The following is a 24,514-nucleotide window of genomic DNA, read 5'->3' as shown; positions in this document are numbered from 1 at the left end:
CAGACCGGTTTCCCTCCGGAAAACAGAGATCCGGTGGTGCGCCTGGCGGGGCGCCCACCGGATCTCTGCGATACGGAGGACTAGGCCCAGCCGAACGACCGCTCGACCGCCTTCAACCACGAGGCGTGCCCGCGGTCGCGGGCGTCGGCGGACATGGCGGGTGACCACTGCCGGTCGGCCTGCCACTTCGAGCGCAGCGTCTCGGTGTCGGGCCAGAAGCCGACGGCCAGACCGGCCGCGTACGCCGCTCCCAACGCCGTCGTCTCCGACACCGTCGGGCGGACCACGGGCACATCCAGTACATCGGCCTGGAACGCCATCAGCAGGTCGCTCGCGGTCATCCCGCCGTCGACCTTCAGCGTCTCCAGCGGCACGGCGGACTCGGCCATCATCGCGTCGACGACGTCCTTGACCTGCCAGGCGGTGGCCTCCAGCGCGGCCCGCGCGATGTGGCCCTTGGTGACGTACCCGGTGAGCCCGGTGATGACGCCGCGCGCGTCGGGGCGCCAGTGCGGGGCGAACAGGCCGGAGAACGCGGGCACGATGTAGCAGCCGCCGTTGTCGGTGACGGTGGCGGCCAGGTCGTTGATCTCGGGTGCCGAGCCGATCAGGCCCAGGTTGTCGCGGAGCCACTGCACGAGCGAGCCGGTGATCGCGATGGAGCCTTCGAGGGCGTACACGGCGGGGGCGTCGCCGATGCGGTACCCGACGGTCGTCAGCAGCCCCCGCGTGCTCGGCACGGGCTGGTCGCCGGTGTTGAGCAGCAGGAACGAGCCGGTGCCGTAGGTGCACTTCGCCTCGCCGGGCGAGAAGCAGGCCTGGCCGAACAGCGCCGCCTGCTGGTCGCCGAGGGCGCTGGCCACCGGGACGCCGTGCAGCATCGTCTTCGCCTCGCCGTAGACGTGCGAGGAGGGGCCGATCTGCGGCAGCATGACCCGGGGGATGCCGAACGCGGACAGCAACTCGTCGTCCCAGTCCAGCGTGGTGAGGTTCATCAGCATCGTCCGGCTGGCGTTGGTGACGTCGGTGACGTGCCGGCCGGTGAGTTTCTCGATGAGCCAGGTGTCGACGGTGCCGAAGTGGATCTCCCCGGCCTCGGCGCGGGCGCGCAGCCCGGGCACGTTGTCGAGCAGCCAGACCACCTTCGGCGCGGCGAAGTACGTCGCGAGGGGCAGCCCGCAGCGCTCGCGGAAACGGTCGGGGCCCGCGTCGCCGGCGAGCGAGCGGATGAGGGCGTCGGTGCGGGTGTCCTGCCAGACGATGGCCGGGTGGACCGGCTCGCCGGTGGCGGCGTCCCACAGGATCGTGGTCTCGCGCTGGTTGGTGATGCCGATCGCGGCGACGTCGGCGCGGGAGAGGCCCGCCTGGTCCAGGGCGCGGGTCGACACGGCCTGGACCTGGTGCCAGATCTCGACGGGGTCGTGCTCGACCCAGCCTGGGCGGGGGTAGTTCTGGCGGTGTTCGCGCTGGTCGAGCGCCACGATGGCGCCGTCGGCGTCGAACACGATCGCGCGGGTGGAGGTCGTGCCCTGGTCGATGGCGAGGATGTACACGCTGCCATCTTCGCCGAAGAGTTGTCACGTTCGGGACGGAACCTTCCCGTGGTTGCGGCTGGGCCTTACGCTGCCTGCCGGAACAGTGGCCCTATCAGGAGCGATCGTGGCCGTCATCGAGACGCGCATCAGTGTCTGGGAGGCCCTCGCCGGGCGCGCCCCAGGGGTCCCGCTGGCCCCCGCAGACCACGGTCTGTGGCAGGCGGTCACGGACCGGCTCAACCCTGCACGGGCCCGGCCGGCGCTCCGCAAATCGGTCGAAGCGGTCACGCTGACGTCCGCCCGTGGTGCCGACTACGTGATGGTGCGCTCGCCCGACCGCGGCGAGGCCTGCTACCTGCGGCTCACGCCGGACGAGTGGAGCCTGGCGCAGCTCATGGACGGCACGCGGACCGTCGCCCGGCTCGTCGCCGACTTCGCCCGCATCTCCGGCCGGCTCGCCCCCGACCAGGTCACCAGGATCGTCGCCGACCTCGCCGGCAACCGCATGCTCGACGAGCTGCCCGTCGACGCGTTCCACCGGCTGCAGCGCGTCCACCGCCGCCCGTGGCCGATCCGGCTCGGCAAGGCGATCGTCGCGACCGCCCAGGGCCGCCGGGTCGTCATCGCCCGCGTCGACCCGGTCGTCACGTTCCTCTACAAGGCCGGCGGCCGGCTGTTCTTCACCCGGATCGTCGCCGTGCTCGCGGGCCTGATCGCGCTGGCCGGGCTCGGCGTCTTCGTCTTCAACTGGTTCCGCGCCGACCAGTCGGTGTTCCTCACCCAGGACTCGTACTTCACCGGCGCGCTCGTCCTGCTCGGGCTCAACGTCGTGGCGCTCGCCTGTCACGAGCTCGGGCACGCGCTCGGGGCGAAACACGCGGGCCGGAAGGTTCCTGTCGCGGGTTTCCTGGTGTACTTCGGCATCCCGTCCGTCTTCGTCGACACCACCGACGTGTGGATGGCCGGCCGGCGCGCCAGGATCGTCACCACGATCGCGGGACCGGCGACCGGCCTGGTCCTCGCCGGCGCCTGCCAGATCGTCGGCCTGCTGTATCCGGAGCTCCAGCCGTGGACGTTCAAGCTGGCGTTCGCGTGGTACCTCAACGCGCTGTTCAACCTGAACCCGTTCATGGCGCTCGACGGCTACTACCTGCTCATGGACTGGCTGGAGGTGCCCAACCTGCGGGCCCGCGGCCTGGCCTGGGTCATCGCCCGCCTGCGCCGGCGCCCGCCCCGCTTCGGCGAGCTCGACCGCGAGGGGCGCCTCGTGGCCCTGTACGGCATGCTCGCCGTCGTCTGGCTCGCGATCGCCGTCAACCTCATGTACCGCATCTACACCGACCGGGTCGCCGGCGTCGTCACCGGCCTGTGGAACGCCGGCTGGGCGGCCCGCGCCCTGCTCGCCGTCATCGTCGCGGGCCTCCTGGCGCCGCTGGTGTACCTGCTGTTCTCCTGGCTGCGCCGCCGGGCCCGCCGGGTCCGGGACCGGCTCGGCGAGCGCAAGCTGTCCCGTGACGAGCCCCGCCGGCTCGCCGCCCTGCGCGGCTCGAAGCTCGCCGACCTGCCGCCGGCCGCCCTCGCCAAGCTCGCCGAGCAGGCCCGGTGGGTGCATCCGCGGACCGGCGAGCAGCTCGTCTTCGCCGGTGCCGCGCAGCAGTCGGTGTACGTCGTCGTCGACGGCGCCCTGGAGGCGCGCCGCCCCGGCGACCCGACCGGCACCGTCCGGGAGCGGGTCGGCAAGGGCGGCGTCGTCGGCCTCGCCAACGCGATCACCGGCGCGCCCGCGGCGCTCGGCTGGCTGACCGCCGGCACGACCCTGCTCGCGATCCCGCCGTCGACGGTCGCCGCCGCCGTCGGCCCGCTGCCCGGCCCGCCGCCGGTCGAGTGGGCCGAGCTGGAGGGGCTCCTCGCCGAGGCGCCGGCCCTCGCCGGGCTCGGGCCGGAGGACCGGCTCGGGCTCATGACCCGCGCCCAGCCCGCGCAGCTGATGCCCGGCCAGCCGGTGCTGCTGAGCAGCGGCAGCGACGCGATCGTGGTCGCCTCCGGCACCCTCGCCCTGCCCGACGGCGGGCAGCTCGGCAGGGGCGCGATGATCGGCCCGTACGGCGACACCACCCCCGGCGAGGTCGCCACCGCCCGCTCCGCCGCCCGGGTCTGGGTGCTGCCCGCCGTCGCGGGCCTGCCGCTGCTCATCGGCGGCCCCACGCCCGGCGGATCCGCCGCCGGCGGCCGCGCGCCGTCGTCGGGCGCCCACCCGCCGTCGGTGTACCCGCCGCTCGCCGCCCCGCCCGGCGTCTACGGCACGTCCGACGACTCGGTCGACAAGCGCTTCGAGAAGAAGCTGTGGTGGCTGCTGATCCTGCTGCTGCTGTTCGCGCTCTTCCTGACCGGCAGCAACCTCTTCTCCGCGCCCGTGTGGGCCGAGATGCCGACCGACCGGGCCCTCGTCACCGTCACGCGGGGGCAGACGACGGTCACCATCAACGGCGAGGACCGCGTCCTGCGTCGCGATGCCAAGGCGTACGTCGAACGCGGCGACACGGTGACCGTCGCCGACCGGTCGACGGCCACGATGACCTTCCGCGGCGGCAGCGTCACGGTCCTGTGCGCCGGGTCGCGGCTCGACGTCGGTGAGCTGATCAGCTCCGTCGACCGCCGCCCGATCCAGCCGACCGGCGCGTTCACGCTGCGCTCCGGTCGCGTCCTCGTCGACACGACGAGCACCACGACGGCCTTCGACCCGCTGAAGCTCACCGTCACCGGCGCCGGCGACCCGGTCGGCAACGACGGTCGGGCCAGGTTCGCCCTGACCGCGGGCGGCTCCTCGCCGGTCGTCGGCTCGGGCGTCGTCACCCAGGGCGGCTCGGCCGTCACCGTCGACACGTCCGCCGAGCTGACCTGCGGCGACGGCGTCGCCCTGCCGAAGCCCGGCGGGACCCCGACCGTGGCGCCGACCCCGTCGGACACCCCGTCGGAGTCCCCGTCACCGTCCCCGTCGGAGTCGGTGTCGGAGAGCGCCTCGACGTCCCCGACGCCCGGCACCACCCCGACGAAGACGAAGACCCCGACCCCGACACGTGGCACCACGACGACCGCGCCGCCGCCGACCACCTCGCCACCGCCGCCGCGCGACACCACCGTGCCGACGGTGCGGCTGACGTTCGCGACCCAGCAGACCTACGTCTACCCGCCCGGCTGCCGCTACGGTGGCCCGTCCACCGTGCCCCTCACGGTGTACGCCGTCGACGCGGTCGACCCCACCTCGACGCTGAAGGTGACGATCAGCGCCAGGGTCGGCAGCGGTTCGGCGAAGTACTCCGGCGACGGCAAGACCTTCACGGCTACCTTCGGTGGGGTGACCGGCACCGCCGACGCCGACATCGTGGTCTCCGCGCGGGTGGTCGACCCGGCCGGCAACAGCAGGACCGCCACCATCTCCGTCCACTACTACTCGATCTGCATCGTCGGCTGAGGGAGCTCGAACGTGCTTTGTTGGTTCTGCGCCAAGGCGGCGCGGGGGTCGTGCCGGTTCTGCGCGCGTGGGCTGTGCGAGGACCACGCGAAGTTCGGCCCGTACCTGCTGGAGGTGCACCGTTCGCAGAGTCGCGGACGCGCCGAGGGTCTCGTCGTCGAGGACGCCGTGCAGTGCGGCACCTGTCGTCCGCGTCCGCAGCCGGTACCGATGCCAGAGCTCGACTGACCGTAAAACACCTGGGGGACTGTTCCGATGAGCGACTTCGACGACGTACTCGAGCGGCTGTTGACCGACCCCGGCTTCCAGGACCGCCTGGCCGCCGACCCGGCCGGCGCGCTCGCGGGGTACCGGCTGACCGCCGACGAACTGGAGCTGCTCCAGGCACAGGTCGGCGGCGCTGACGCGGGCCAGTCCCGGGTCGAGCAGCGCACGAGCAAGGCCAGCATGTTCGGCCTGTTCTCCTCGATCGGCTCGGGCATCGGCGACGTCGTCCACGGTCACGGCGGTGGTCACGGCGGGGGTCACGGCCTGGCCGACAGCGCGCAGGGGTCGGGCGCGGGGCAGAGCGCGGCCCGTGGTCTCGGCGCGCTGGAGCAGTCCGGCGGGCGGCACGCCGCCGTCGAGCCCGGCCCGGGCGGCCCGGGCGGCCTGGCCGCGCACCTGCAGGACGCCGTCGACCACGGCGCCCACGCGTCGGCCGGGGGTGCCGAGGCGCACGCTGGTCCCGGCGGCGCGTACGCCTCGGCCGGTGGCGTCACCGCCCAGGCGGGTGACGCCCAGGGCGGCGGCTACGAGGGGCTGAGCGAAGCGCCCGACACCACGCAGGGCCACGGCGGCCTCGCCGAGGCGTCCGAGGCCCCCCGCACCTACGCGTCGGCGGACCACGGCGGTCTGTCCGAGGCGACCGACACCCCCCGCACCTACGCGTCGGCGGGCTACGGCGGCGGCCAGGACAGCGCCGGCCTCGCCGAAGCACCGGATCCGCAGGATCCGCAGGGCGGCGCGGGTCTCGCCGAGGCGACCCCTTACGGCGGGCACGGCGCCGGCGGCGGCCTCACCGAGGTGCACTCCAGCAGCGAGGGCACCGTCTACCGCTCCAGCACCGTGTACACCTCCAGTTCCGCGAACCTCGGCGAAGCGCCGGCCGACGGCGCCGGCCAGGGCCGGCACGGCATCGCGGCTGGCCTGGACGGCATCTCGGAGCAGCATTCGGCGGACACGGGTCACGAGGGCGGCCACCGGGCCGGCATCGGCGGGGCCCTGCGCGACGGCATCCCCGACGGCGCCGGCCAGGCGCCCACCGACGGCTACCACACCCGGGTCGACTGGGACGGCGACGGCCGCTGGGACCAGCACACCTACGTCAACCGCGCCGATGGCGGCGTCGACATCGTGGTGGACACCGACGGCGACGGGCGGCCCGAGTTCGTCGGGCACGACACCGACCGCGACGGCCTGATCAACTCCTCCGAGATCGACACCAACCACGACGGTGTGATGGATCAGCGGTACGAGGACGTCAACGGCGACGGCTGGCTGGACCGCCGCACCCGCTGAAATGTGAACGGATTTCGCCTGGCAGACATCAACATGTATCGACGCGTTGCGCCGGGTGGCGTTCGCTGTGGGCCATGAGCGAACACGACCACCCCCATCACCACCACAGCCATGCGGGCATCGACCGCCGGGGCCTGCTTGCCGCGGGCGCCGGTGGTCTGCTCGTCCTCGCCACGCCCGGCGTCGCGCACGCGCAGAGCCGGACCACCCGCGCCGAGACCGGCACCGCGGCGACCGTGGGCGCCGGGCCGGCCGTGCTGACCGGGGCCGCCCGTGCCTCCGCGATCACCGCACCGGGCTGTGGGTGACGCAGAACACCCGCGCCGGCGTCCTGGAGGCGATGCGGGCCCGCCGGTTCTTCGCCACCCGGGTCTCCGGCCTGCGCGTTGACGCCACCGCCGACGACGTGCGGATGGGTGGCGTGCTGCCGATCGCCAGGGGCGACGTGCGCTTCGCGCTGGACCTCGACCGCGGCCCGGACTGGAGCGGCAAACCGGTCCGCATCCAGGTGCTGCGCCCGGGCGTCCTCGCCCCGACCGTCGCCGACGTGATCGACACCGTCGCCAACCAGGTCGTGCGCTTCACTGTGCCGCTGGACGTGGCGATGGGCAACTGGGTCGTCCTGCGCGTGTCCGACCCCACGCGGCCCAACCCGAGCCCCGGCCCCAACGGTCACCCGTGCAACGACTTCGGCCTCGCGTACACCAGCCCGTGGTGGCTGCAGCCGTAGCGCCGCACGGCCGAAGAGGCGTCATGGCACGTTTCGGGGATCAGCCGAACGGCGGACCGGCCTACCGTTTCTGAGGTAACCAGACGAGCCGGGAGCGGGCCATGAGCGACTATGACATCGACTGGGAGATGGAGGACGGCCTCCACGTCGACACAGACGGTGGCGCTGACCTGCTCTCCTCGGACCACCAGTTCGCCGAGCACCACGACGCGTTCGGCACGCAGGGCGCAGAGGGCCACGACGGCGGGGACGCCGACGGCACCCACGGCACCCACGGCACCCACGGCACCGACGCGCTCGGCGACTACCACGACGAGCAGCCGAGCTTCGGCGACGTGAGCGACGACCCGCAGTACGTCGACGAGACCGACCTGCCCGAGTTCCAGTTCGATCCGGGCTTCACCGACGGGTCCTACGACCTCGTCGGCGCGGACCGGCACGAGGCGGACCTGTGGTCGCAGCTGATGGTCGACATGAACGAGGACGTCAACCCCTACGCGCTGGGTTAGAGCTTGATCGCGGACGCCGGTCCGGCGCTCGCGTAGTACCACCCTTGCGCGGTGTCACAGCCGAGGGCCAGCAGGCGTTCGGCCTGCTCGGCCGTCTCGACGCCCTCGGCTGTGACGCTCAGGTTCAGCGCGTGGGCGAGCCCGATCACCGCCGCGATGATCTTCTGGTCGACCGGATCGGCGCCCTCCGGCGGCCGCAGCCCGGCGACGAACGAGCCGGCCAGCTTCAGGCTGTGCACGGGCAGGTGCCGCAGGTAGGCGAAGTTGCTGTAGCCGGTGCCGAAGTCGTCGATCGCGATCCGCGGCCCGAGCGCGGCGAGCGCGTTGAGCGCCTCCGTCGGCTCGCCGCCGCTGCCCATGACCGCGCTCTCGGTCAGCTCGAGCTGCAGGCGGCCAGGGGCCAGCCCGGTCTGCTCCAGGATCGCCTGCACGTCCCGGACGATGGTGCGGTCGCGCATCTGCCGGACCGCCAGGTTGACGCTCATCAGCGGCGCCTTGTCGCCGTGCTCGCGGTGCCAGCGCGCGGCCTGCTTGCACGCCTCGTGCAGCACCCACCGGCCGAGCGGCACGATCAGGCCCGTCTCCTCGGCCATGCCGATGAACGCGTCGGGTCCGAGCACCCCGAATCGCGGATGCCGCCACCGTACGAGCGCCTCGACGCCGATCGTGACGGCGTCGCCGAGCCGGACCAGCGGCTGGTACTCGACGAAGAACTCGCGCCGCTCCAGGGCGGCGGGCATGCTGGCCGACAGCTCGTAACGGGTCACCTCGCGGGCGTGCCGCTCGGCGTCGAAGAGCGCGAGCCGGTTGCGCCCGTCGGCCTTCGCCCAGTAGAGGGTCGTGTCGGCGGCCTTCATCAGCTCGCCGGTGCTCGTACCGCGCAGCGGCTGCTCGACCACGCCGATGCTGGCCGAGATGCTGATCTCGTGCCCGCCGACGTGGACCGGCGCCCGGACCGTGTCCAGCGCCCGCTCGGCGACGGTGACGACGTCGTCGGTGCCGGACACCCGCTCGATGAGGACCACGAACTCGTCGCCGCCCATGCGGGCGACCAGCTGGCCGTCGCCGGAGATCGAGCGGGCCAGCCGCCGGGCGACGGTCTGCAGCAGCTGGTCGCCGACGTCGTGGCCGAGGGTGTCGTTGATGACCTTGAAGCCGTCGACGTCGAGGTAGCACACGCCGACCCGCTCGTCGGCCTCGGGCGCGTCGTCAGCGCCGGCCAGCAGCTCGGCGAGCCGGTCGAAGAACATCGTCCGGTTGGGCAGCTGCGTCAGCGGGTCGTGCAGGGCCTGGTGGCGCAGGCGCAGCTGGAGCAGGTAGCGCTCGGTGATGTCCTCGAACATCGCGACCAGCCACTTCGGCTGGCCGTCCTCGTCGCGGATGATCGAGGCGACGAGGTCGGTCCACACCTGGTGGCCGTCCCGGTGGATGTAGGGCTTCTCGATGCGGAACTGGTCGCGGCCGCCGGACAGGACCTCCTCGAACATCCCGGCGGCGACCGCCGGGTCCTGCGGGTGCACGAAGTCCTCGAACGTCATCGCCCGCAGCTCTTCGGCGGTGTAGCCGAGCATGTCGCACAGCGCCTGGTTGACCTCGATGACGACGCCGTCGACGGTGCTGACGCTCATCCCGATCGCGGCGCCGGCGAAGATCGCCTGGAAGCGGGCCTCGCTGACCCGGCGGCTCTCCTCGGCGCGGGCCCGGGCCCACAGCGCCGCGGTGCGGATCTCCTCCTGCTCGTCGAGGACCCGGTCGCGCAGCGCCTGCGCGTAGCCGGCGGCGAGCGCGCCCTGGATCTCCGCGACCCGCCGGGTCGGCGCCTTCGCGAACTGCTCGCTGATCACCGCGACCGTGCGCTCCAGCGTGGTCGGCTCGGTGAAGTGCGCGGCGACGAGCGTGGAGCCGACCTCGCGCACGTCGTCGAGGTCGCACGTCTCGGCCGTCAGCGCGTGGATGAGCCGCGACGACAGGGCGGTGAGGAAGTCCTGCACCTCCAGGCCGCTCATCGACACGTAACTGGTGCCGGCGATGGCCAGCGACCAGCTGCGGGCGAGCCGCTCGGCGGCTCGGTCACGCGGGCGGTCCCACGACGTCGGTGTGGGGCTGAGGGCGGTCATGATCAGTGGGCGCACTAGTCCTTGCGGGCGACGGCGGCGGAGCCGATCGCGTTGCCGTCGGGTGGGGTCTCGTCGTCGGGGACCGGCCGCCACTCGTGGGTGGCGACGACGCCCGGCTCCAGCACGGTGAGGTCACCCAGCAGCCTCGCGACCTCGTCGCGGCTGCGCAGGATCAGCGGCGTCGGGGACTTACGGTAGATCTCCCAGGCCTCGTCCTCGGCGGGGGTCAGCGGCCGGTCGAGACCGGCGTGGGAGAGCACGACATAGCTGCCGGGCGCGCCCGCCGCGGCATAGCCGCCGACGATGTCGGCCGGGCGCTCCTCGTCGGGCACGAAGTGCAGCACCGCGGCGAGCACGAACGCGATCGGCTCGCTGAAGTCGAGCAGCTCCTGCACCTGCGGGGTGGCCAGCACGTCGGCGGGGGCGCGCAGGTCGGCGGCGACGACGGCGGTGCCCGGCACGTCGGCGAGGATGGCGCGGCTGTGCGCGACCGCGACCGGGTCGTGGTCGACGTAGACGACCTTGCCGCCGGGCACGAGCTCGTGCACGTTGCCCACCGTCGGGATGCCCGAGCCGAGGTCGATGAACTGGCGCACGCCCTGCGCGGCGAGCACGCTCACGGCGCGGCGCAGGAAGGCGCGATTGCTGCGGGTCAATGCCGCGACGGCGGGCATGACCTTGAGGATCTGCTCGGCGAACGCCCGGTCGGCGGCGAAGTTGTGCGAGCCGCCGAGGTAGTAGTCATAGACGCGGGCCACGCTCGGCCGGTCGAGGTCCACGTCCGCGGGTGCCCAGCTCGGTCGCTCCACCGATCAACACCTTTCGACCTCGGTGCAATTGTGTTCAGGCGCCTGCGAGCATACGTGTGGGCGGGCGGGAGCAAAACCCGCCGCCCGCCCACACGGCCGTTGATCAGGTGCGATCAGGCGATCTTCGTGATCCGGGTGCCCGGGCCCGGGGCGATCGGACCGGGCGTGAGGTAGGCGGTGAGGGCGTCGACGTCGAAGCCCGGCGCGTAGACCCGGCCGGTGCCGAGCGCCAGGTTGGAGAACCCGTCGCCGCCGTTGGCCAGGAAGTCGTTCGTGGTCACCAGGTAGCTCGCCGCCGGGTCGATCGGCGTGCCGTTGACCGCGATGTTGCTGACCTTCGAGCCGGCCGCGGCCGACGCGCTGTACGTGTAGGTCAGGCTCGCCGACGGCTGCAGGATCCGCTGGACGGTCTGCCCGCCGAAGCCGACGAACTGCTGCTCCAGCACGTTCTTGATCTGCGCGCCGGTGAACGACTGCGTGACGACCAGGTTGTTGAACGGCTGGACCGTGAAGGCCTCGCCGTAGGTGACCTGGCCGGGCGCCTCGCCGCCGGGGGAGTTCGCGTAGATCAGCGACGCGCGGATGCCGCCCGGGTTCATGAGCGCGATCTGCGCGCCCGCCGAGGTGGTGTACTTGAGCTGGGCGTCGGCGATCACGTCACCGAGTGCCGACTCGCCGTTGGCCAGCGCGGTGTTGGTGATGTCGGCGGTGATGCTGCCGAGGACCTTGTTCGCCAGCGGCGCGACCGCCGTGCGGTACTTGTCGGCGATGACCTTGATCTTCGGGTCGACCAGTGCGGGGTTGCGGACGAAGTTGCCCGCCGCGTCCTTCTGCCAGGTCCCGTCGGCGTTCTTCACGCCGTTCTCGACGATGACGTTGGTGCCCGCCGCGTCGACGAACTTGCGCGACTTCTTGTCCAGCGTCACCCGGATGTCGGTGACCAGGGTGCCCGCCGTGCCGGCGCTCGTGACCAGCGAGTTGGCGCCGGAGGAGTTCGGCAGCTCGCAGGTGTAGAAGCGGTGCGTGTGGCCGGACACGACGACGCCGTAGGCCGGGTTGAGGCCCTTGACGATGTCGGTGATCGGGCCGGCGAAGTTGGCGCAGCCGGACGGGTCCAGCGGCGCGGGCGGGCTGCTCTGCAGGCCACCCTCGTGGATCAGCAGCACCATCGACCTGATGCCGAGCCATCCCAGCAGCGTCGCGTACTGGTTGGCGGTCTGCACCTCGTCGCGGAAGTCGACGGTCTTGATGCCGGCCGGGTTGACGATGCCGGGCGTGGCCTCGAGGGTCATGCCGACGTAGGCGACCGGGACGCCGTCGTAGAACTTGATCGTGAACGGCAGCAGGATCGGCAGCTTGTTGGACTTGTTGGTCACGTTCGCCGCGAGGTAGGGGAACTTCGCGCCGGAGAAGCCGTCGCCGTCCTGGCAGCCGTCGACGGGGTGGCAGCCGCCGAACTGGATGCGCTTGAGCTCGTCGACGCCCTCGTCGAACTCGTGGTTGCCGACGGAGGAGATGTCGACGCCCATCGTGTTGAGGACCTCGATCGCCGGCTCGTCGTGGAACGCGGCGCTGACCAGCGGGGTGGCCCCGATGCTGTCACCGGCGACGACCGTCTCGCTGTTGCGCACGCCGTCGGCCTTCGCCGCGTCGCGCAGCTTGGTCAGCCAGGTGCTGAGATACTCGGCGCCGCCTGCCGGGGTGCCGTTGATGAGCCCGCCACTGCCGAGCGGGGGGTCGATGTTGCCGTGGAAGTCGTTGAACCCGAGCAGCTGCGCGGAGGTCGTCGGCCCGGTCTTCTGGGCGAACGACACGTTGGCCGGCGTGAGCGGCGACCAGCTGTCGGCCTTCTCGGGAGCGCCGGACTTGGCTAAGGGCAGCAAGGCGACAACCGCGACGGCGAGCGCCGGCACCATCAGGTGCCGGGCGATCCGCCGCACGCGGGCGCGGGGCTGGGTCATGGTCTCTCCTTTTGGAAGACATGCGTCGACGGACATCCTTCCGTAGCCGTCGATCCGGCACGAGCGTCCACAGGAGACGTGTTCATTGCATGCGGGTGAATGCGAGGGTCGCCAAACGATCGGGCCGCCAGGTGCGCACGATCGTCGACGTTCAGCGATGCTGTGCGAACGGAAGGTATCCGGTAGGTTTTCCGGCGAGGGGGCTGACACCATGCTGAGGCGAGCCGCGACCATCCTGGTCGTCGTCGCGTCCGCGATCTGGGTGGTCCCCGCGCCGGTCCTCGCCGTGGATCCGGCGGACTGGACGCCGGTCTTCTCCGACTCCTTCGACGACCCGGGCACGCTGCCGCCGGGCTGCGCCGCCTACGACGGCTCGTCCGAGGGCGCCGAGGCGACGTATTTCCGGCCGGAGGCGGTCACGGTCTCCGGCGGCAAGCTGCACCTCGCCCTGCATCGGCGCGCGTATGGCGGCAAGCCGTTCGTCACCGGTGAGCTGCGCTGCCTCGGCGCCGCTCAGCAGTATGGGCGCTACGAGTTCAGGGCGCGGGTGCCGGTCGGCGCGGGCATCTCCTCGATCGCGATGCTGCGCCCCGTCGACCCGCAGACCGCCGCCCAGAACGCGTCGCAGCTGGAGATCACCGCCCGGCCGGGCGACGAGACGGCCCTGGTGCGCAACGGCTCCGGCGCCGACACCTCCGTGCGGAGCCTGCCGGGGCCGTTCAGCGACTGGCATTCGTATGCCATCGAATGGTCGCCGGCGGGCTTCAAGGTCTTCGTCGACGGCAAGGAGCGCTACGCCGACCCGGGGGTGTCGGCGGCGCAGCGCTGGTTCGGCTTCGCGGTGACCACGAGCGGGTCCGGCCCGCCCGGCACGTCCACGACGCTGCCCGCCGAGTTCCAGGTCGACTTCCTGCGGGTGTATGCGTTCGCGCCGGCGTCCTCGCTGCCGGCGGTGGCCGTGCCGCCCTCGACGGTGCCCAACGCGCTGACCGGATCGCCCGGCGGGCACCGGTGGTCGCTGTGGCTGGCGGTCGTGGCGACGGTGATGGCGGCGGCCGCCCTGTTCGTCCTGGTGGTGCACAAGACGAAACCGCACCGCCCACCGCCGTCGCATCGAGCCTGACCGAAGCGGCACGCTCTGAGCGAACACGGCACGCTCACAGCGAACAGGGCGGCGGGTTCCCGGCACCGCGGCGAAGGATCGTCCGATGAGAATCCTCGTCCTCGGTGGCACCGTGTTCCTCGGCCGGGCGGTCGCCCGGCAGGCCCTCGCCGCCGGCCATGACGTCACCTGCGCGGCCCGCGGCACGTCCGGCGACCCCGTCGACGGCGCCATGTTCGTCACCGTCGACCGCGACGACCCCGACGGCCTGCGCGCCGTCGAGGGCACCTTCGACGCGGTCGTGGACGTCGCCCGCCGGCCCAGTCACGTCCGGCACATGGTCACCGCGCTCGCCGGCCGGGTCGGGCACTGCACCTTCGTGTCCAGCTGCTCCGCCTACGCCGACGCCGCGACCCCGGACCAGACCGTCGACACCGCGCCGACGCTTCCGCCGGCGGACCCGGGCGACGAGGACCCGTCCGCGAGCGCCGAGTCCTACGGCCGGTGCAAGGTCACCTGCGAGCAGCTCGTCCGCGAGGGTTTCGCCGACACGTTCGTCAACCGGGCCGGGCTGATCGTCGGCCCGGAGGACCCCACCGGCCGCTTCGACTACTGGGTGGCCCGGCACGCCCGCGGCGGCGAGATCCTCGCCCCCGGCGACCCGGACGAGCGCCTGCAGTTCGTGGACGTCCGCGACCTGGCCGACTGGATCGTGCGCGCCGCGGAGGAGGGCCTCACCGGCACGTATGACGGCATCGGCGCCCCGATGACCCGCCGGGAGTTCCACGCGGGCTTCGGCGGGACCGGGTCGCTGACCTGGGTGACGCAGGACTTCCTCACCGCCCACGCGGTCGAGCCCTGGTCCGGGCCCCGGTCCCTGCCGTTGTGGCTGCCGTTGCCGGAATACGGGGGGTTTCTCACCCGGAACATCACCCGGTCGCTCGCCGCGGGGCTGCGGACCCGGGCGCTTCCCGAAACGGCGGCGGACACACTCGCCGCATTCGGTGACACTCGCCACATTACTGGTATCACGGAAGAGGAGGAAGTCGAGCTGTTGCGGGAATGGCACGCTCAGTAGGCGGGAGTGTGACGCGCTCGTCAGCATTTCGACAGGCGGCGGCCCGCGTCGATTCCTGCGGATTCATACGCATTTGCCTGTCATGCCGCCGACTCTTGCCGATGAACAGCGGTGACCCCGGTCCCATCGAGCGTCGTTCCCAGGGAACTCACAGCGAGTTTAGGCGTCTGACGGGCAGGAATACCACGTATCACTTGTTGCAACCGAAGCGAACCGGAGTAGCTCCCGCGTCGTCTAGGTAAGTGGTGCAACTCTCACGGGTCGTCACCGAATCGCCCGCGAGGGTGGAATTCGGCAGGCCACGTGACTGTTGTGTAGGGGGCATACCCGGGGGGCACCCGTTTTAGCAGGGTGAAACGGGGAAGGCGAAGGATGGACGGGGAGGGCCCGAAGGTGGAGAACGTGAAAGTGGAGATGCGACCCGATTCAGGTGCCGAAGAGCGTGACCTGGTTGGTGTCTACCTGCATGAGATCTCCCGCACGCCGCTGCTCGACGCCGCTTCTGAGGTCGAGCTTTCCAAGGCGGTCGAGGCTGGTCTGTATGCGGAGCACCTGCTGGACGAGGACGAGCTGCCCGACGGCGTGAGCGCCGCCGAGCTGCAGCGCCTCGTCGACGAGGGCGAGCGGGCCAAGGACCGGTTCATCCGGGCCAACCTGCGCCTCGTGGTGTCGATCGCGCGGCGTTATGTGCGGTCGGGCATGCCGATGCTCGACCTGATCCAGGAGGGCAACACCGGCCTGGTCCGCGCCGTGGAGAAGTTCGACTACGTGCGTGGCTACAAGTTCTCGACATATGCGACGTGGTGGATCCGCCAGGCGATCAGCCGGGCGATCGCGCAGCAGGAGCGCACGGTCAGGCTGCCCGTCCACCTCGTCGAGGACGTCAACCGGATGCGCAACGTCGCGCGTCAGCTCACCCGTGAGCTCGGCAACGATCCCGAGCCCGAGCAGCTCGCGGCCGCACTCGGCGTCCCCGTCGAGCGTGTCCACGAGCTCAAGCGCTGGTCCCAGGACACCGTCTCGCTCGACACCCCTGTCGGCGACGACGGCGACACCAGCCTCGGCGACCTGGTCTCCGACTCCGACGCGCCGTCGCCGGAGGACGTGGTCCTCGCCGCCCTGGAGCGCCAGCGCATCGAGGGCCTGCTCAACCACCTCGACGACCGGTCCGCGGGCATCATGCGCGCCCGCTACGGTCTGGAGGACGGTCGCGAGCACTCGCTGACCGAGGTCGCGGGCCGGTTCTCGCTGTCCCGCGAGCGCATCCGTCAGCTGGAGATCCAGGCCCTCGGCCGGCTCCGCGAGCTGGCCCGTGCCGAAGGCCTCCAGGCCGCCTAGCCGACAACGACGCCGCTACCGAAACCGCGCAGCCCCTGACCGGACCGGTCGGGGGCTGCTTCCACATCGTGGGACGCTTAGGTCTCGTTTAGGTCACTGATCGTCACGCAAGGTGCCGAGCGCGGTGAGCGCGGCCGGACGCCCCGGGCGCTCCCAGGTCGGTGACGCTGCGTCAGTACGGGTCGCCGCAGATCTCCCAGGTGCCGGCGTCCTTCGTCAGCTGGAAGGTGTGCGCGTCCCGCCCGCCGCCGGCGTAGGAGATGTCCGCCGTGATCGAGGCGGTCTCGCGGCCGTTGCTGTTGTCGTACCCGCCGCCCCAGTGCACGTCGTGCGAGACCGGCTTGCGCCGGTTGACCACCTCGGCGAAGGACGGCTGCTCGTAGCGGGACCTCGTCGCGTCGCACAGCCGGTCGTAGGCCGCCGTCAGGTTCCCGGCCTGCAGGTCGGTCAGGAACGCCGAGGTCGCCTCGCCGGCGGCCTTCGTGGCGCCGTTGAAGAAGAAGAACGCGCCCGCGCCACCGCCGCAGCAGCACAGGACGGCCAGGACGGCGATGACGGTCAGCACGATCTTCGCCGAACTGCGGCGGCTGCGCGATTGCTCCACGGGCGAGATCTTAGGTTCGCCGCGCCACCACGAACAGACGCGGAAACGGCAGGATCGTCCCGAACGGTTCGCGAGGGTACCGCTCGCGCAGGTGCGCCGCGACCCGGGCGCGGAAGTCGTCGAGCTCCGCACCGGACAGCGCGGCGAAATACGGGCGCAGCCCCGTGCCGCTGAACCACTCCAGCACCGGGTCCTCGCCCGGCAGCACGTGGAGGTAGGTCGTCTCCCACGCGTCCACGGTGAGGCCCAGCGCCGACAGGGTCCGCACGTACCAGGCCGGCTCCTGGACCGGCGACGCGCCGCGCGGGCCGGCGACGCCCGGATCCAGGAAGTCCAGGACCGGGCCGCCGGTCGGGACCTGGAAGGCCAGGGTGCCCCCGTCGTCCAGCGCCGCGGCGAGGACGGGCATGAGCGCGGCGTGGTCGTCGACCCACTGGAGTGAGGCGTTGGCGACGATGACGTCCACCGAGCCGCGCTGGGGCCGCCATCCGGCGATGTCGCCGAGCTGGAACGACAGCTGCGGCGTGGCGAGCGGGGCGGCCTCGGCGAGCATCTCGGGGGAGGAGTCGATGCCGAGCACCGCCGCGTCCGGATACCGCGTTGCCAGGGTCGCGGTCAGCGTGCCGGGCCCGCAGCCGAGGTCGACGACCGCGACCGGCGCGGTGGTCGTGATGCGCGCGACCAACTCGTGGAAGGGCCGCGCCCGCTCCTCGGCGAAGCGGCTGTACTGATCGGGATCCCAAGAGGCCATGCCCCAATCTTGCCGGGCATGGCCTCTTGGGAAGGACGGGACTAGGCGACGACCTTGACGCGGCCGAAGCCCCGCAGGTTGCTGCGGTTGATCGAGGACTTCTGCACGGTCTTGCCGGTCGTCGGCGCGTGGATCATCTCCCCGCCGCCGATGTAGAGCCCAACGTGGGTGATTTTGTCGGTGGAGGAGCCGAAGAAGACCAGGTCACCCGGAGCGGCGTCGGCCTGCGAGACACGGGCGGTGCCCTTGTACTGGTCCTGGGCGATCCGGGGGATGCCCGTGCCGGCGGCCTTCCACGACGCCAACGTGAGACCGGAGCAGTCGTAGCTGCCCGGACCGGCGGCGCCCCACTTGTAGGGCTTGCCGATCTGGTTCCACGCGAAGGTGACGGCCTTGCCGGCGACGCCCGACACCGCGGGCGGCGGACCGGCCGGCTTGGTCGCCGCAGCGGTCTTGGTGCTGCCGGCCGCGGAGGCCCGGCGCTTGAGGTCCTCGAGCTTCTTGACGTCGCCCTCGATCTTCTTCTTCTGGACCTCGAGGTCGGCCTTCTTCGCGTTCTCCGCGGCGATCGTGTCGTCGATCTTCTTCTGCTCGTCGGCCAGTTGTGCCTTGGCGACCTTCAGAGCGCCGATCTCCGACTGCTGGTGCTTGTTGATCTGCTGCAGGGTGGAGAGCTGGTCGATCAGCGAGTCGGAGGACTGCGACCCGAGGATGACCGACAGCGTGGCGAAGTTGCCCGAGGTCTTGAACGCGGCGACCGCGAGCACGTCGACGTTGGCGGTGGCGGCGGCCGCGCTGGCCTCGAACGGCTGCAGCTTCTTCTGCAGCTCGGCGTTGGCCGCCTGGGCGTTGGCGAGCTCTTCGTTGACCTTGTTGTAGGCCTCGACCGTCGCCTCGAACTCGTCGCCCACCTTGTCGAGCTGGGCTTCGATCTCGGCGAGCGTGGGGTCGGCCTTGGCGACACTCGCGGGCGCCACGATGACCAGCGACACGGCCCCGATGATCAGGGTGCGCAGCAGGGATCGTCTGGCGCGGTGTCCGACGGACAAGGGATGACCCTTCTTCACCGACCGCCTACCGGGTTAGCTGACGGGTTCGGGCGGGAAGAGAGTGCGCCCTACCGCGGCTTCGCGGATTCACCCCAAGGAACCTGGGTCCCCGGCTCGCACAGCGCCGTGACGGCGCTCGATTCGGCGGCGCTTGCCGGCGCCGCCCGGGCTGGGCGACGGACTGCCGGGCAGGCCGGGACCTAACTTAACGTGATCACCAGCGAAGCGAAACCCGTGCGAGTCGTTCAATATCTATTGTACTGAAAGTCCGTATCACCACGAGTTGTCGCTCCACATCGGACGGTGATGCACCACTGAAGACGGTGTTGACGGACACACAATTGGGGCTTGATTCTGCTCTGGAACCCGGTTAAATACACGTAACTTTATTCACCGTCGATGCACATAGTTCGCCCACTCCGAACACCCCCGGAGGAGCGTCACCGGATGTTGCGTGTCCAGAACCTCGAGGTCGTCTACGACGACGTGATGCTGGTCCTGCGGGGCGTCAGCCTGCAGGTCCCACCAGGACGCATCGTCGCGCTGCTCGGCGCGAACGGTGCGGGCAAGACCACGCTGCTGCGGGCCCTGTCAGGCCTGCTCGGCGTCCACGACGGCGCCATCACCAAGGGCGCCATCACGCTCGACGAGAAGCCCGTCCACAGGCTGCGGCCGGCCGCCGTGGTCCGCCGCGGCGTCTCGCAGGTGATGGAAGGGCGCAGGACCTTCGCCGAGCTCACCGTCGAGGAGAACCTGCGGCTCGGCGCCCACACCCGCCCGAAGGGCCGGGCCGAGGCCATGGACCGCATGTACGACCTCTTCCCCGTCCTCGCGCAGCGCCGCGGCAGCATCGCCGGATACCTCTCCGGCGGCGAGCAGCAGATGCTGGCGATGGGGCGGGCGCTCATGTCGGACCCGACGTACCTGCTGCTCGACGAACCCAGCCTCGGCCTCGCGCCGCGCCTGGTGGAGCAGGTCCGCGACCTGATCGTGCAGATCAACCGGGCCGGCACCGGCGTGCTGCTGGTCGAGCAGAACGCGACCATGGCGCTGTCCATCGCCGAGCACGGATACGTGCTGGAGACCGGCAAGGTCGTGCTCGACAAGCCCGCCGCCGAACTGCTCGCCGACGACGACATCCGCGAGTTCTACCTGGGACGGGCCGAACGGTCCTTCCGCGACGTGAAGCACTACAAGCGCCGTAAACGCTGGCTGTCGTAGCAACAAAAGGAGTCGCCGTGCTGCGTTTCGAAGACGTCCGGCTCAGCTTCGCCGGCGTCAAAGCCATCGACGGTGTTTCGTTCACCGTCGCCAAGGACGAGCTCTTCGCCGTCATCGGGCCCAACGGGGCCGGGAAGACGTCGATCTTCAATGTGATCTCCGGGGTGTACCGGCCGCAGCAGGGCAGGGTGCTGCTCGACGACGTCGAGCTCACCGGCCTGCGCCCCGACAAGGTCGCCAAGCTGGGGGTGGCCCGCACTTTCCAGAACGTCGAGCTGTTCCAGCACCTGACCGTGCTGGAGAACCTCATGCTCGGCCGGCACCACCACATCCGCTACGGCACCCTCGCCGCCATCGCGTGGCTCGGCCGCGCCCGGCGCGAGGAGATCGCCAACCGGGCCGTGGTCGAGGACATCGTCGACTTCCTCGAGCTCGCCCAGTGGCGCCGCCTGCCGGTGGGGCTGCTGCCGTACGGCGTGCAGAAGCGCGTCGAGCTCGGCCGGGCACTCGCGATGGAGCCGAAGCTGCTGCTGCTGGACGAGCCGGTCGCCGGGATGAACCTGGAGGAGACCGAGGACATGGCCCGCTTCATCCTCGACGTCCGTGAGGAGCTCGGCATCCCGATGATCCTCGTCGAGCACGACATGGGCCTCGTCATGGACCTCGCCGACCGGGTCATGGTCGTCGACTTCGGCGTGCCCGTCGCCACCGGCACCCCCGCCGAGGTGCAGAACAACCCCGACGTCCTGCGCGCCTATCTGGGCGAGGTGGAGGCGGCATGACCAGGCCGGAGCGAAGCGGAGCGCCTGGGCATCGTGGGCGCGGTGTCAGGTCAGGCCGACGCCGGAGCGCAGCGGAGGTGGCGGCATGACCATCGCCGAACTCGTGAAACAGCACGCGGAGCGGACGCCCGACGCCGTCGCGCTGCGGGAGAAGCACCGCGGTATCTGGCGCGAGATCACCTGGCGCGACTACTGGAAGACCGCGGAGACCGTCGCCCGGGCGCTCAGGTCGCTCGGCGTCCAGCCCGGCGACCGCGTCGCGATCCAGTCGGAGAACCGCTCCGAGTGGCTCTTCGTCGACGTCGCCACCGTCGCGGTCCGGGCGGCGACCGTCGGGCTGTACCCGACGAACCCACCCGATGAGGTGCGTCACATGCTCGCCGACTCCGGCGCGCGGATCCTCTTCGCCGAGGACCAGGAACAGGTCGACAAGGCCCTCGCCGTGCTCGACGACTGCCCCGACCTCGAATGGATCGTGTACCTGGAACCCCGGGGCATCCGCGGCCGGTACACGAACCCGAAGCTCATCGCGTGGAGCGACCTCCTCGCGTCCCACGAGGACGGCGAGCCGGTCGACCTGCGATCGGAGAGCGACGACGTCGCCACGCTGATCTACACGTCCGGCACCACCGGGCGGCCCAAGGGCGCGATGCTCACCGTCGCCAACGTCGACTTCGCGATCCGGGTCCTCGTCGAGGGCGGTGGGTTCTCCGACCCGCCACCCGGGCCGCGTGACCTGACCCTGTCGTACCTGCCGCTGTGCCACGTCGCGGAGCGGGTCTTCACGGTCTGGTTCAACGCCGCGGCCGGCGTCACCGTCCACTTCGGTGAGTCGATCGCGACGGTGCAGGCCGACCTGCGCGAGGTGCAGCCGACGATCCTGTTCGGGGTGCCCCGCATCTGGGAGAAGATGATGGCCGGCGTCACGGTCCGGCTGGCCGGCGCGTCGCTGATCAAGCGGACCAACGCGCGGCTGTGGCTGCGGGTCGCCGACCGGATCGGCGCCACCCTGGAGGCCAACGGCGGCCGGCACACCGCGGGCAGCCGCCTGCGCTACGCGATCGGCTGGCTGCTGTGCTACCGGGCGCTGAAGGAGCGCATCGGGGTCCGCCGGGTCCGCTACGCCGCCAGCGGCGCCGCCCCCATCGCCCCCGACGTGCTGCGGTTCTTCATGGGCATCGGGGTGCCGATGTACGAGGTGTACGGCATGACCGAGAACACCGCGATCAGCACCGCCAACCGTCCCGGCCGGGTCAGGCTCGGCACGGTCGGCGAGGCGCACTCCGGCGTCGAGATCCGCATCGCCGACGACGGCGAGATCCAGACCCGGCACCCGGGCACGTTCGCCGGCTACTTCCGCAACCAGGCGGCGACGGACGAGGCGATGACCCCGGACGGCTGGCTGCGCACCGGCGACGTCGGCGTGCTGCTCGACGGTACCCACCTGAAGATCACCGACCGGTCGAAGGACATCATCATCACCGCCGGTGGCAAGAACGTCGCGCCGAGCGAGATCGAGAACGCGTTGAAGGCGTCGCCGTTCGTCAAGGAGGCGGTCGTCATCGGCGACCGGCGGGCGTTCCTGACCGCGCTCATCGGCATCGAGCTCGACACCGTCGGGGAATGGGCGCAGCGCCGTGGCATCGGCTACACCACCTACCGCGACCTGTCCGCCAAGCCCGAGGTCCTCGCCCTCGTCCAGGGCGTGCTCGACGCGGTCAACGCCGGCCACAACCCGGTCGAGCAGGTCAAGACGTTCCGGATGCTGCCCAAGGAGCTCGACCACGAAGACGGTGAGCTCACCGCGACGCAGAAGGTCCGCCGCGGCGCCGTCGCCACGACCTTCTCCGCGCTCGTCGAAGACATGTACGGGAGCCGAGTGGGGGGATCAGTGTGAAGGACTTCCTCGAGAGCGTCCTGCGTGGCATTGGCACCGGCAGCGTCTACGCGCTGCTCGGCCTCGGGTTCGTGATCATCTACAAGGCCACCCGGGTCATCTCCTTCGCCCAGCCGGCGTTCATGCTGGCCGGTGCCGTCCTGGTGACCTACCTGGTGGGGCCGCTCGGCTTCTTCCTCGCCCTGGCCGCGGCCGCCGTGCTCACCGGCGGCATCGCGCTGGGCGTCGAGCGGCTCGCGGTCCGGCCGATGATCGGCCGCCCGGTCTTCACCGTCGCGATCATCACGCTCGGCATCGACATCGCCGTCCGGGTCGTCGTCAACGGCGCCATCGGCCTGGACGTGCGGCAGGTCGGCGACCCGTGGGGCCTGAAGGTGTGGAAGCTGCCCGGCGGCGTCCAGGTCGAGCAGCGGCACGTGGCGATGGTCCTGACCACCGCCGTCCTCATCGCCCTGCTGTTCCTCTTCTTCCGGTACACCCGGACCGGACTGGCCATGCGGGCCGCCTCCTACGACCAGGAGGCCGCGCTCGCCCAGGGCGTCAGCGTCGGATCGGTCTTCGCGCTGTCATGGGCCCTCGCCGGTGCCCTCGCCGCGGTCGCCGGCACGTTCGCCGCGGTCGGCGGCAGCGTCAGCGAGTCGCTGTGGCTGATCGCGCTGACCGCCCTGCCGGTGATCATCCTCGGCGGCCTCGACTCGCTGCCCGGCGCCGTCATCGGGGGGCTCGCCGTCGGCACCGTCCAGGAGCTCACCGCCACCTACCAGGGCTCGGTGCCGTGGCTCGGCGGCAACATCTCCGTCGTCACGCCCTACGTGGTGATGTTCCTGGTCCTGCTCGTGCGCCCCTACGGCCTGTTCGGCACCCGGGAGGTCGAAAGGGTATGAGAAACCGTCCACTGCTGCGCACCTCCTACAACCAGGAGCTGGCGCTGCTCGACACCACCTCGAAGAAGGTGGCCGCCGGGATCCTCCTCGCGGTCGGTGCGGCGCTGCCGTGGCTGGTCGAGGACCAGCTGCTGCAGCTCCTCGGCCTCGCCTGCGTCACCGCGATCGGCGCGATCGGGCTCAACATCGTCACCGGCTACGCCGGCCAGGTGTCGCTCGGGCACGCGTTCTTCCTGGCGATCGGCGCTTACACGGCGGCGGCCATCGCCGGCGACCCCGACGCGCGGACCATCGGCTTCGGGGTCCAGGAGATCCTGATCTGGCTGCCGGCCGCCGGTCTCGTCGCAGCGGTCGCCGGTGTACTGGTGGCCCCGCTCGCCACCCGCCTGCGCGGCCTGTACCTGGCGATCGTCACGCTCGGGCTGGTCTTCATCGGCGGCCACGTCATCAACGAGTGGTCGTCGCTGACCGGCGGGCCCGGCATCGGCCGACAGCCCCCGGCGCCGACCCTGCTCGGCTACGACCTCAACACCGGCGACGCCTTCCTCACGAGAGATCAGAAGCTGTACCTGCTGATGCTCGTGCTGCTCGTCCTCGCGGCTCTCGCGGCGCGCAACCTGGCGCGCTCGCGGGTGGGCCGGGCCTTCACCGCCATCCGGGACCGCGACATCGCGGCCGGCGTGATGGGCGTGAACCTGGCCAGATACAAGACGATCGCCTTCGGGGTGTCGTCGTTCTACGCCGGCTGCGCCGGTGCGCTGCTCTACGTCGGCGTCGGCTACTTCGACCCGACGACCTTCAACCTGCTGCTGTCGGTGCAGTACATCGCCATGGTCCTCATCGGCGGTGCCGGCACGGTCAGTGGCGCGATCCTGGGCGCCTTCCTCATCACGCTGCTGCCACGGCTGATCCGTGAGGTCCCGTCGTTCCTGCCGTTCATCAGCAACTCGCCCGCGGAGTCACCCAACGCCTACCAGCTCGAAACCGTCCTGTACGGCGTGTTGATCATCGTGTTCCTGATCTTCGAGCCGCGCGGGCTGTTCGGCATCTGGATCCGGCTCCGCAACTACTGGAAAGCCTGGCCGTTCTCGTACTGACCTTCGTCGTAAGGAGCT

The 24,514-nt window shown here is 71.2% G+C and carries 20 protein-coding genes and 1 riboswitch; of the genes, 13 read left to right on the top strand and 7 right to left on the bottom strand.

Annotation, left to right across the window (positions count from 1 at the left end; translation table 11 throughout):
* Positions 1-80 precede the first annotated feature (80 nt).
* Positions 81-1,553 carry a glycerol kinase GlpK gene (glpK, locus tag ABZS58_RS22350; RefSeq protein ID WP_354784333.1) on the bottom strand — a complete coding sequence of 491 codons (1,473 nt, stop codon included), beginning with the start codon at positions 1,551-1,553 and terminating at the stop codon, positions 81-83.
* A gap of 106 nt (positions 1,554-1,659) precedes the next feature.
* On the opposite strand from glpK, the gene ABZS58_RS22345 reads away from it, so the two are divergent.
* The 5 genes from ABZS58_RS22345 (at position 1,660) to ABZS58_RS22325 (ending at position 7,806) form a co-directional block, all read left to right on the top strand.
* Positions 1,660-5,007, top strand: a complete 3,348-nt coding sequence (locus ABZS58_RS22345; protein WP_354784331.1) for a cyclic nucleotide-binding protein — start codon at positions 1,660-1,662, stop codon at positions 5,005-5,007.
* A gap of 255 nt (positions 5,008-5,262) precedes the next feature.
* The gene (locus ABZS58_RS22340) at positions 5,263-6,567 is read left to right on the top strand and encodes an Os1348 family NHLP clan protein (RefSeq protein WP_354784329.1); all 1,305 of its coding nucleotides are present in this window, start codon (positions 5,263-5,265) and stop codon (positions 6,565-6,567) included.
* 74 nt (positions 6,568-6,641) lie between these two features.
* Entirely contained in the window at positions 6,642-6,875 is a 234-nt protein-coding gene (locus ABZS58_RS22335; RefSeq protein WP_354784327.1) for a hypothetical protein, read from the top strand.
* Positions 6,872-7,297 (top strand): hypothetical protein, encoded by a 426-nt coding sequence (locus ABZS58_RS22330; protein ID WP_354784325.1) that lies wholly within the window; start codon positions 6,872-6,874, stop codon positions 7,295-7,297. Before ABZS58_RS22335 ends, ABZS58_RS22330 begins: the two co-directional genes overlap by 4 nt.
* 101 nt (positions 7,298-7,398) lie before the next feature.
* Complete coding sequence (locus ABZS58_RS22325; protein WP_354784323.1) at positions 7,399-7,806, top strand: hypothetical protein; 408 nt, start codon at positions 7,399-7,401, stop codon at positions 7,804-7,806.
* Here the strand turns inward: ABZS58_RS22325 and ABZS58_RS22320 are convergent.
* The 3 genes from ABZS58_RS22320 to ABZS58_RS22310 all read right to left on the bottom strand — a co-directional run bounded on the left by ABZS58_RS22320 (position 7,803) and on the right by ABZS58_RS22310 (position 12,693).
* Positions 7,803-9,923, bottom strand: coding sequence for an EAL domain-containing protein (locus ABZS58_RS22320; RefSeq protein ID WP_354784321.1), 2,121 nt, complete (start codon positions 9,921-9,923; stop codon positions 7,803-7,805). The two genes, ABZS58_RS22325 and ABZS58_RS22320, sit on opposite strands and share 4 nt — an antisense overlap.
* A 14-nt stretch (positions 9,924-9,937) precedes the next feature.
* Entirely contained in the window at positions 9,938-10,732 is a 795-nt protein-coding gene (locus ABZS58_RS22315) for an SAM-dependent methyltransferase (RefSeq protein WP_354784319.1), read from the bottom strand.
* 113 nt (positions 10,733-10,845) lie between these two features.
* A complete protein-coding gene (locus tag ABZS58_RS22310) occupies positions 10,846-12,693 on the bottom strand; it encodes a bifunctional metallophosphatase/5'-nucleotidase (RefSeq protein ID WP_354784318.1) in 1,848 nt (615 codons plus the stop codon).
* Between the two features lie 211 nt (positions 12,694-12,904).
* Between ABZS58_RS22310 and ABZS58_RS22305 the strand changes: the two genes are divergently transcribed.
* The 3 genes from ABZS58_RS22305 to ABZS58_RS22295 all read left to right on the top strand — a co-directional run bounded on the left by ABZS58_RS22305 (position 12,905) and on the right by ABZS58_RS22295 (position 16,211).
* Entirely contained in the window at positions 12,905-13,816 is a 912-nt protein-coding gene (locus tag ABZS58_RS22305; RefSeq protein WP_354784316.1) for a family 16 glycosylhydrolase, read from the top strand.
* A gap of 85 nt (positions 13,817-13,901) precedes the next feature.
* The gene (locus ABZS58_RS22300; RefSeq protein ID WP_354784314.1) at positions 13,902-14,873 is read left to right on the top strand and encodes an NAD-dependent epimerase/dehydratase family protein; all 972 of its coding nucleotides are present in this window, start codon (positions 13,902-13,904) and stop codon (positions 14,871-14,873) included.
* Positions 14,874-15,287: 414 nt separating this feature from the next.
* Positions 15,288-16,211 carry a sigma-70 family RNA polymerase sigma factor gene (locus ABZS58_RS22295; RefSeq protein ID WP_354784525.1) on the top strand — a complete coding sequence of 308 codons (924 nt, stop codon included), beginning with the start codon at positions 15,288-15,290 and terminating at the stop codon, positions 16,209-16,211.
* A 172-nt stretch (positions 16,212-16,383) separates the two neighbouring features.
* Here ABZS58_RS22295 and ABZS58_RS22290 read toward each other — a convergent pair whose 3' ends face one another.
* The 3 genes from ABZS58_RS22290 to ABZS58_RS22280 are packed head-to-tail and all read right to left on the bottom strand — an operon-like array spanning position 16,384 to position 18,615.
* The gene (locus ABZS58_RS22290; RefSeq protein WP_354784312.1) at positions 16,384-16,815 is read right to left on the bottom strand and encodes a hypothetical protein; all 432 of its coding nucleotides are present in this window, start codon (positions 16,813-16,815) and stop codon (positions 16,384-16,386) included.
* Between the two features lie 10 nt (positions 16,816-16,825).
* The gene (locus tag ABZS58_RS22285; RefSeq protein ID WP_354784310.1) at positions 16,826-17,566 is read right to left on the bottom strand and encodes a methyltransferase domain-containing protein; all 741 of its coding nucleotides are present in this window, start codon (positions 17,564-17,566) and stop codon (positions 16,826-16,828) included.
* Between the two features lie 41 nt (positions 17,567-17,607).
* Positions 17,608-18,615, bottom strand: a complete 1,008-nt coding sequence (locus ABZS58_RS22280) for an NlpC/P60 family protein (RefSeq protein WP_354784308.1) — start codon at positions 18,613-18,615, stop codon at positions 17,608-17,610.
* 8 nt (positions 18,616-18,623) lie between these two features.
* A riboswitch (cyclic di-AMP (ydaO/yuaA leader) is annotated at positions 18,624-18,772 on the bottom strand.
* 290 nt (positions 18,773-19,062) lie between these two features.
* On the opposite strand from ABZS58_RS22280, the gene ABZS58_RS22275 reads away from it, so the two are divergent.
* From ABZS58_RS22275 to ABZS58_RS22255, 5 genes are all read left to right on the top strand, one after another.
* The gene (locus ABZS58_RS22275; RefSeq protein ID WP_354784306.1) at positions 19,063-19,836 is read left to right on the top strand and encodes an ABC transporter ATP-binding protein; all 774 of its coding nucleotides are present in this window, start codon (positions 19,063-19,065) and stop codon (positions 19,834-19,836) included.
* 17 nt (positions 19,837-19,853) lie between these two features.
* Positions 19,854-20,618: an ABC transporter ATP-binding protein gene (locus ABZS58_RS22270; protein WP_354784304.1), complete on the top strand. Its 765-nt coding sequence runs from the start codon at positions 19,854-19,856 to the stop codon at positions 20,616-20,618.
* 85 nt (positions 20,619-20,703) lie between these two features.
* Complete coding sequence (locus tag ABZS58_RS22265; RefSeq protein WP_354784302.1) at positions 20,704-22,515, top strand: long-chain fatty acid--CoA ligase; 1,812 nt, start codon at positions 20,704-20,706, stop codon at positions 22,513-22,515.
* Positions 22,512-23,399 carry a branched-chain amino acid ABC transporter permease gene (locus tag ABZS58_RS22260; RefSeq protein ID WP_354784300.1) on the top strand — a complete coding sequence of 296 codons (888 nt, stop codon included), beginning with the start codon at positions 22,512-22,514 and terminating at the stop codon, positions 23,397-23,399. The genes ABZS58_RS22265 and ABZS58_RS22260 overlap by 4 nt, the downstream gene beginning before the upstream one ends.
* Positions 23,396-24,496 (top strand): branched-chain amino acid ABC transporter permease, encoded by a 1,101-nt coding sequence (locus ABZS58_RS22255; RefSeq protein ID WP_354784298.1) that lies wholly within the window; start codon positions 23,396-23,398, stop codon positions 24,494-24,496. Before ABZS58_RS22260 ends, ABZS58_RS22255 begins: the two co-directional genes overlap by 4 nt.
* The last annotated feature ends 18 nt before the right edge of the window (positions 24,497-24,514 follow it).

Origin of the sequence: Dactylosporangium sp. NPDC005555, assembly GCF_040605635.1 — a bacterium.
Lineage (GTDB): Bacteria > Actinomycetota > Actinomycetes > Mycobacteriales > Micromonosporaceae > Dactylosporangium.
Note: the sequence above shows the minus strand (reverse complement) of the source record. Positions and strands in the feature narration are given on the sequence as shown.

Coding starts and splice junctions, on each gene's coding strand:
- ABZS58_RS22340 (WP_354784329.1), top strand. CDS start 5,263: ATGAGCGACTTCGACGACGTACTCGAGCGGCTGTTGACCGACCCCGGC.
- ABZS58_RS22335 (WP_354784327.1), top strand. CDS start 6,642: ATGAGCGAACACGACCACCCCCATCACCACCACAGCCATGCGGGCATC.
- ABZS58_RS22325 (WP_354784323.1), top strand. CDS start 7,399: ATGAGCGACTATGACATCGACTGGGAGATGGAGGACGGCCTCCACGTC.
- ABZS58_RS22320 (WP_354784321.1), bottom strand. CDS start 9,923: ATGACCGCCCTCAGCCCCACACCGACGTCGTGGGACCGCCCGCGTGAC.
- ABZS58_RS22310 (WP_354784318.1), bottom strand. CDS start 12,693: ATGACCCAGCCCCGCGCCCGCGTGCGGCGGATCGCCCGGCACCTGATG.
- ABZS58_RS22305 (WP_354784316.1), top strand. CDS start 12,905: ATGCTGAGGCGAGCCGCGACCATCCTGGTCGTCGTCGCGTCCGCGATC.
- ABZS58_RS22300 (WP_354784314.1), top strand. CDS start 13,902: ATGAGAATCCTCGTCCTCGGTGGCACCGTGTTCCTCGGCCGGGCGGTC.
- ABZS58_RS22295 (WP_354784525.1), top strand. CDS start 15,288: ATGCGACCCGATTCAGGTGCCGAAGAGCGTGACCTGGTTGGTGTCTAC.
- ABZS58_RS22285 (WP_354784310.1), bottom strand. CDS start 17,566: ATGGCCTCTTGGGATCCCGATCAGTACAGCCGCTTCGCCGAGGAGCGG.
- ABZS58_RS22275 (WP_354784306.1), top strand. CDS start 19,063: ATGTTGCGTGTCCAGAACCTCGAGGTCGTCTACGACGACGTGATGCTG.
- ABZS58_RS22265 (WP_354784302.1), top strand. CDS start 20,704: ATGACCATCGCCGAACTCGTGAAACAGCACGCGGAGCGGACGCCCGAC.
- ABZS58_RS22255 (WP_354784298.1), top strand. CDS start 23,396: ATGAGAAACCGTCCACTGCTGCGCACCTCCTACAACCAGGAGCTGGCG.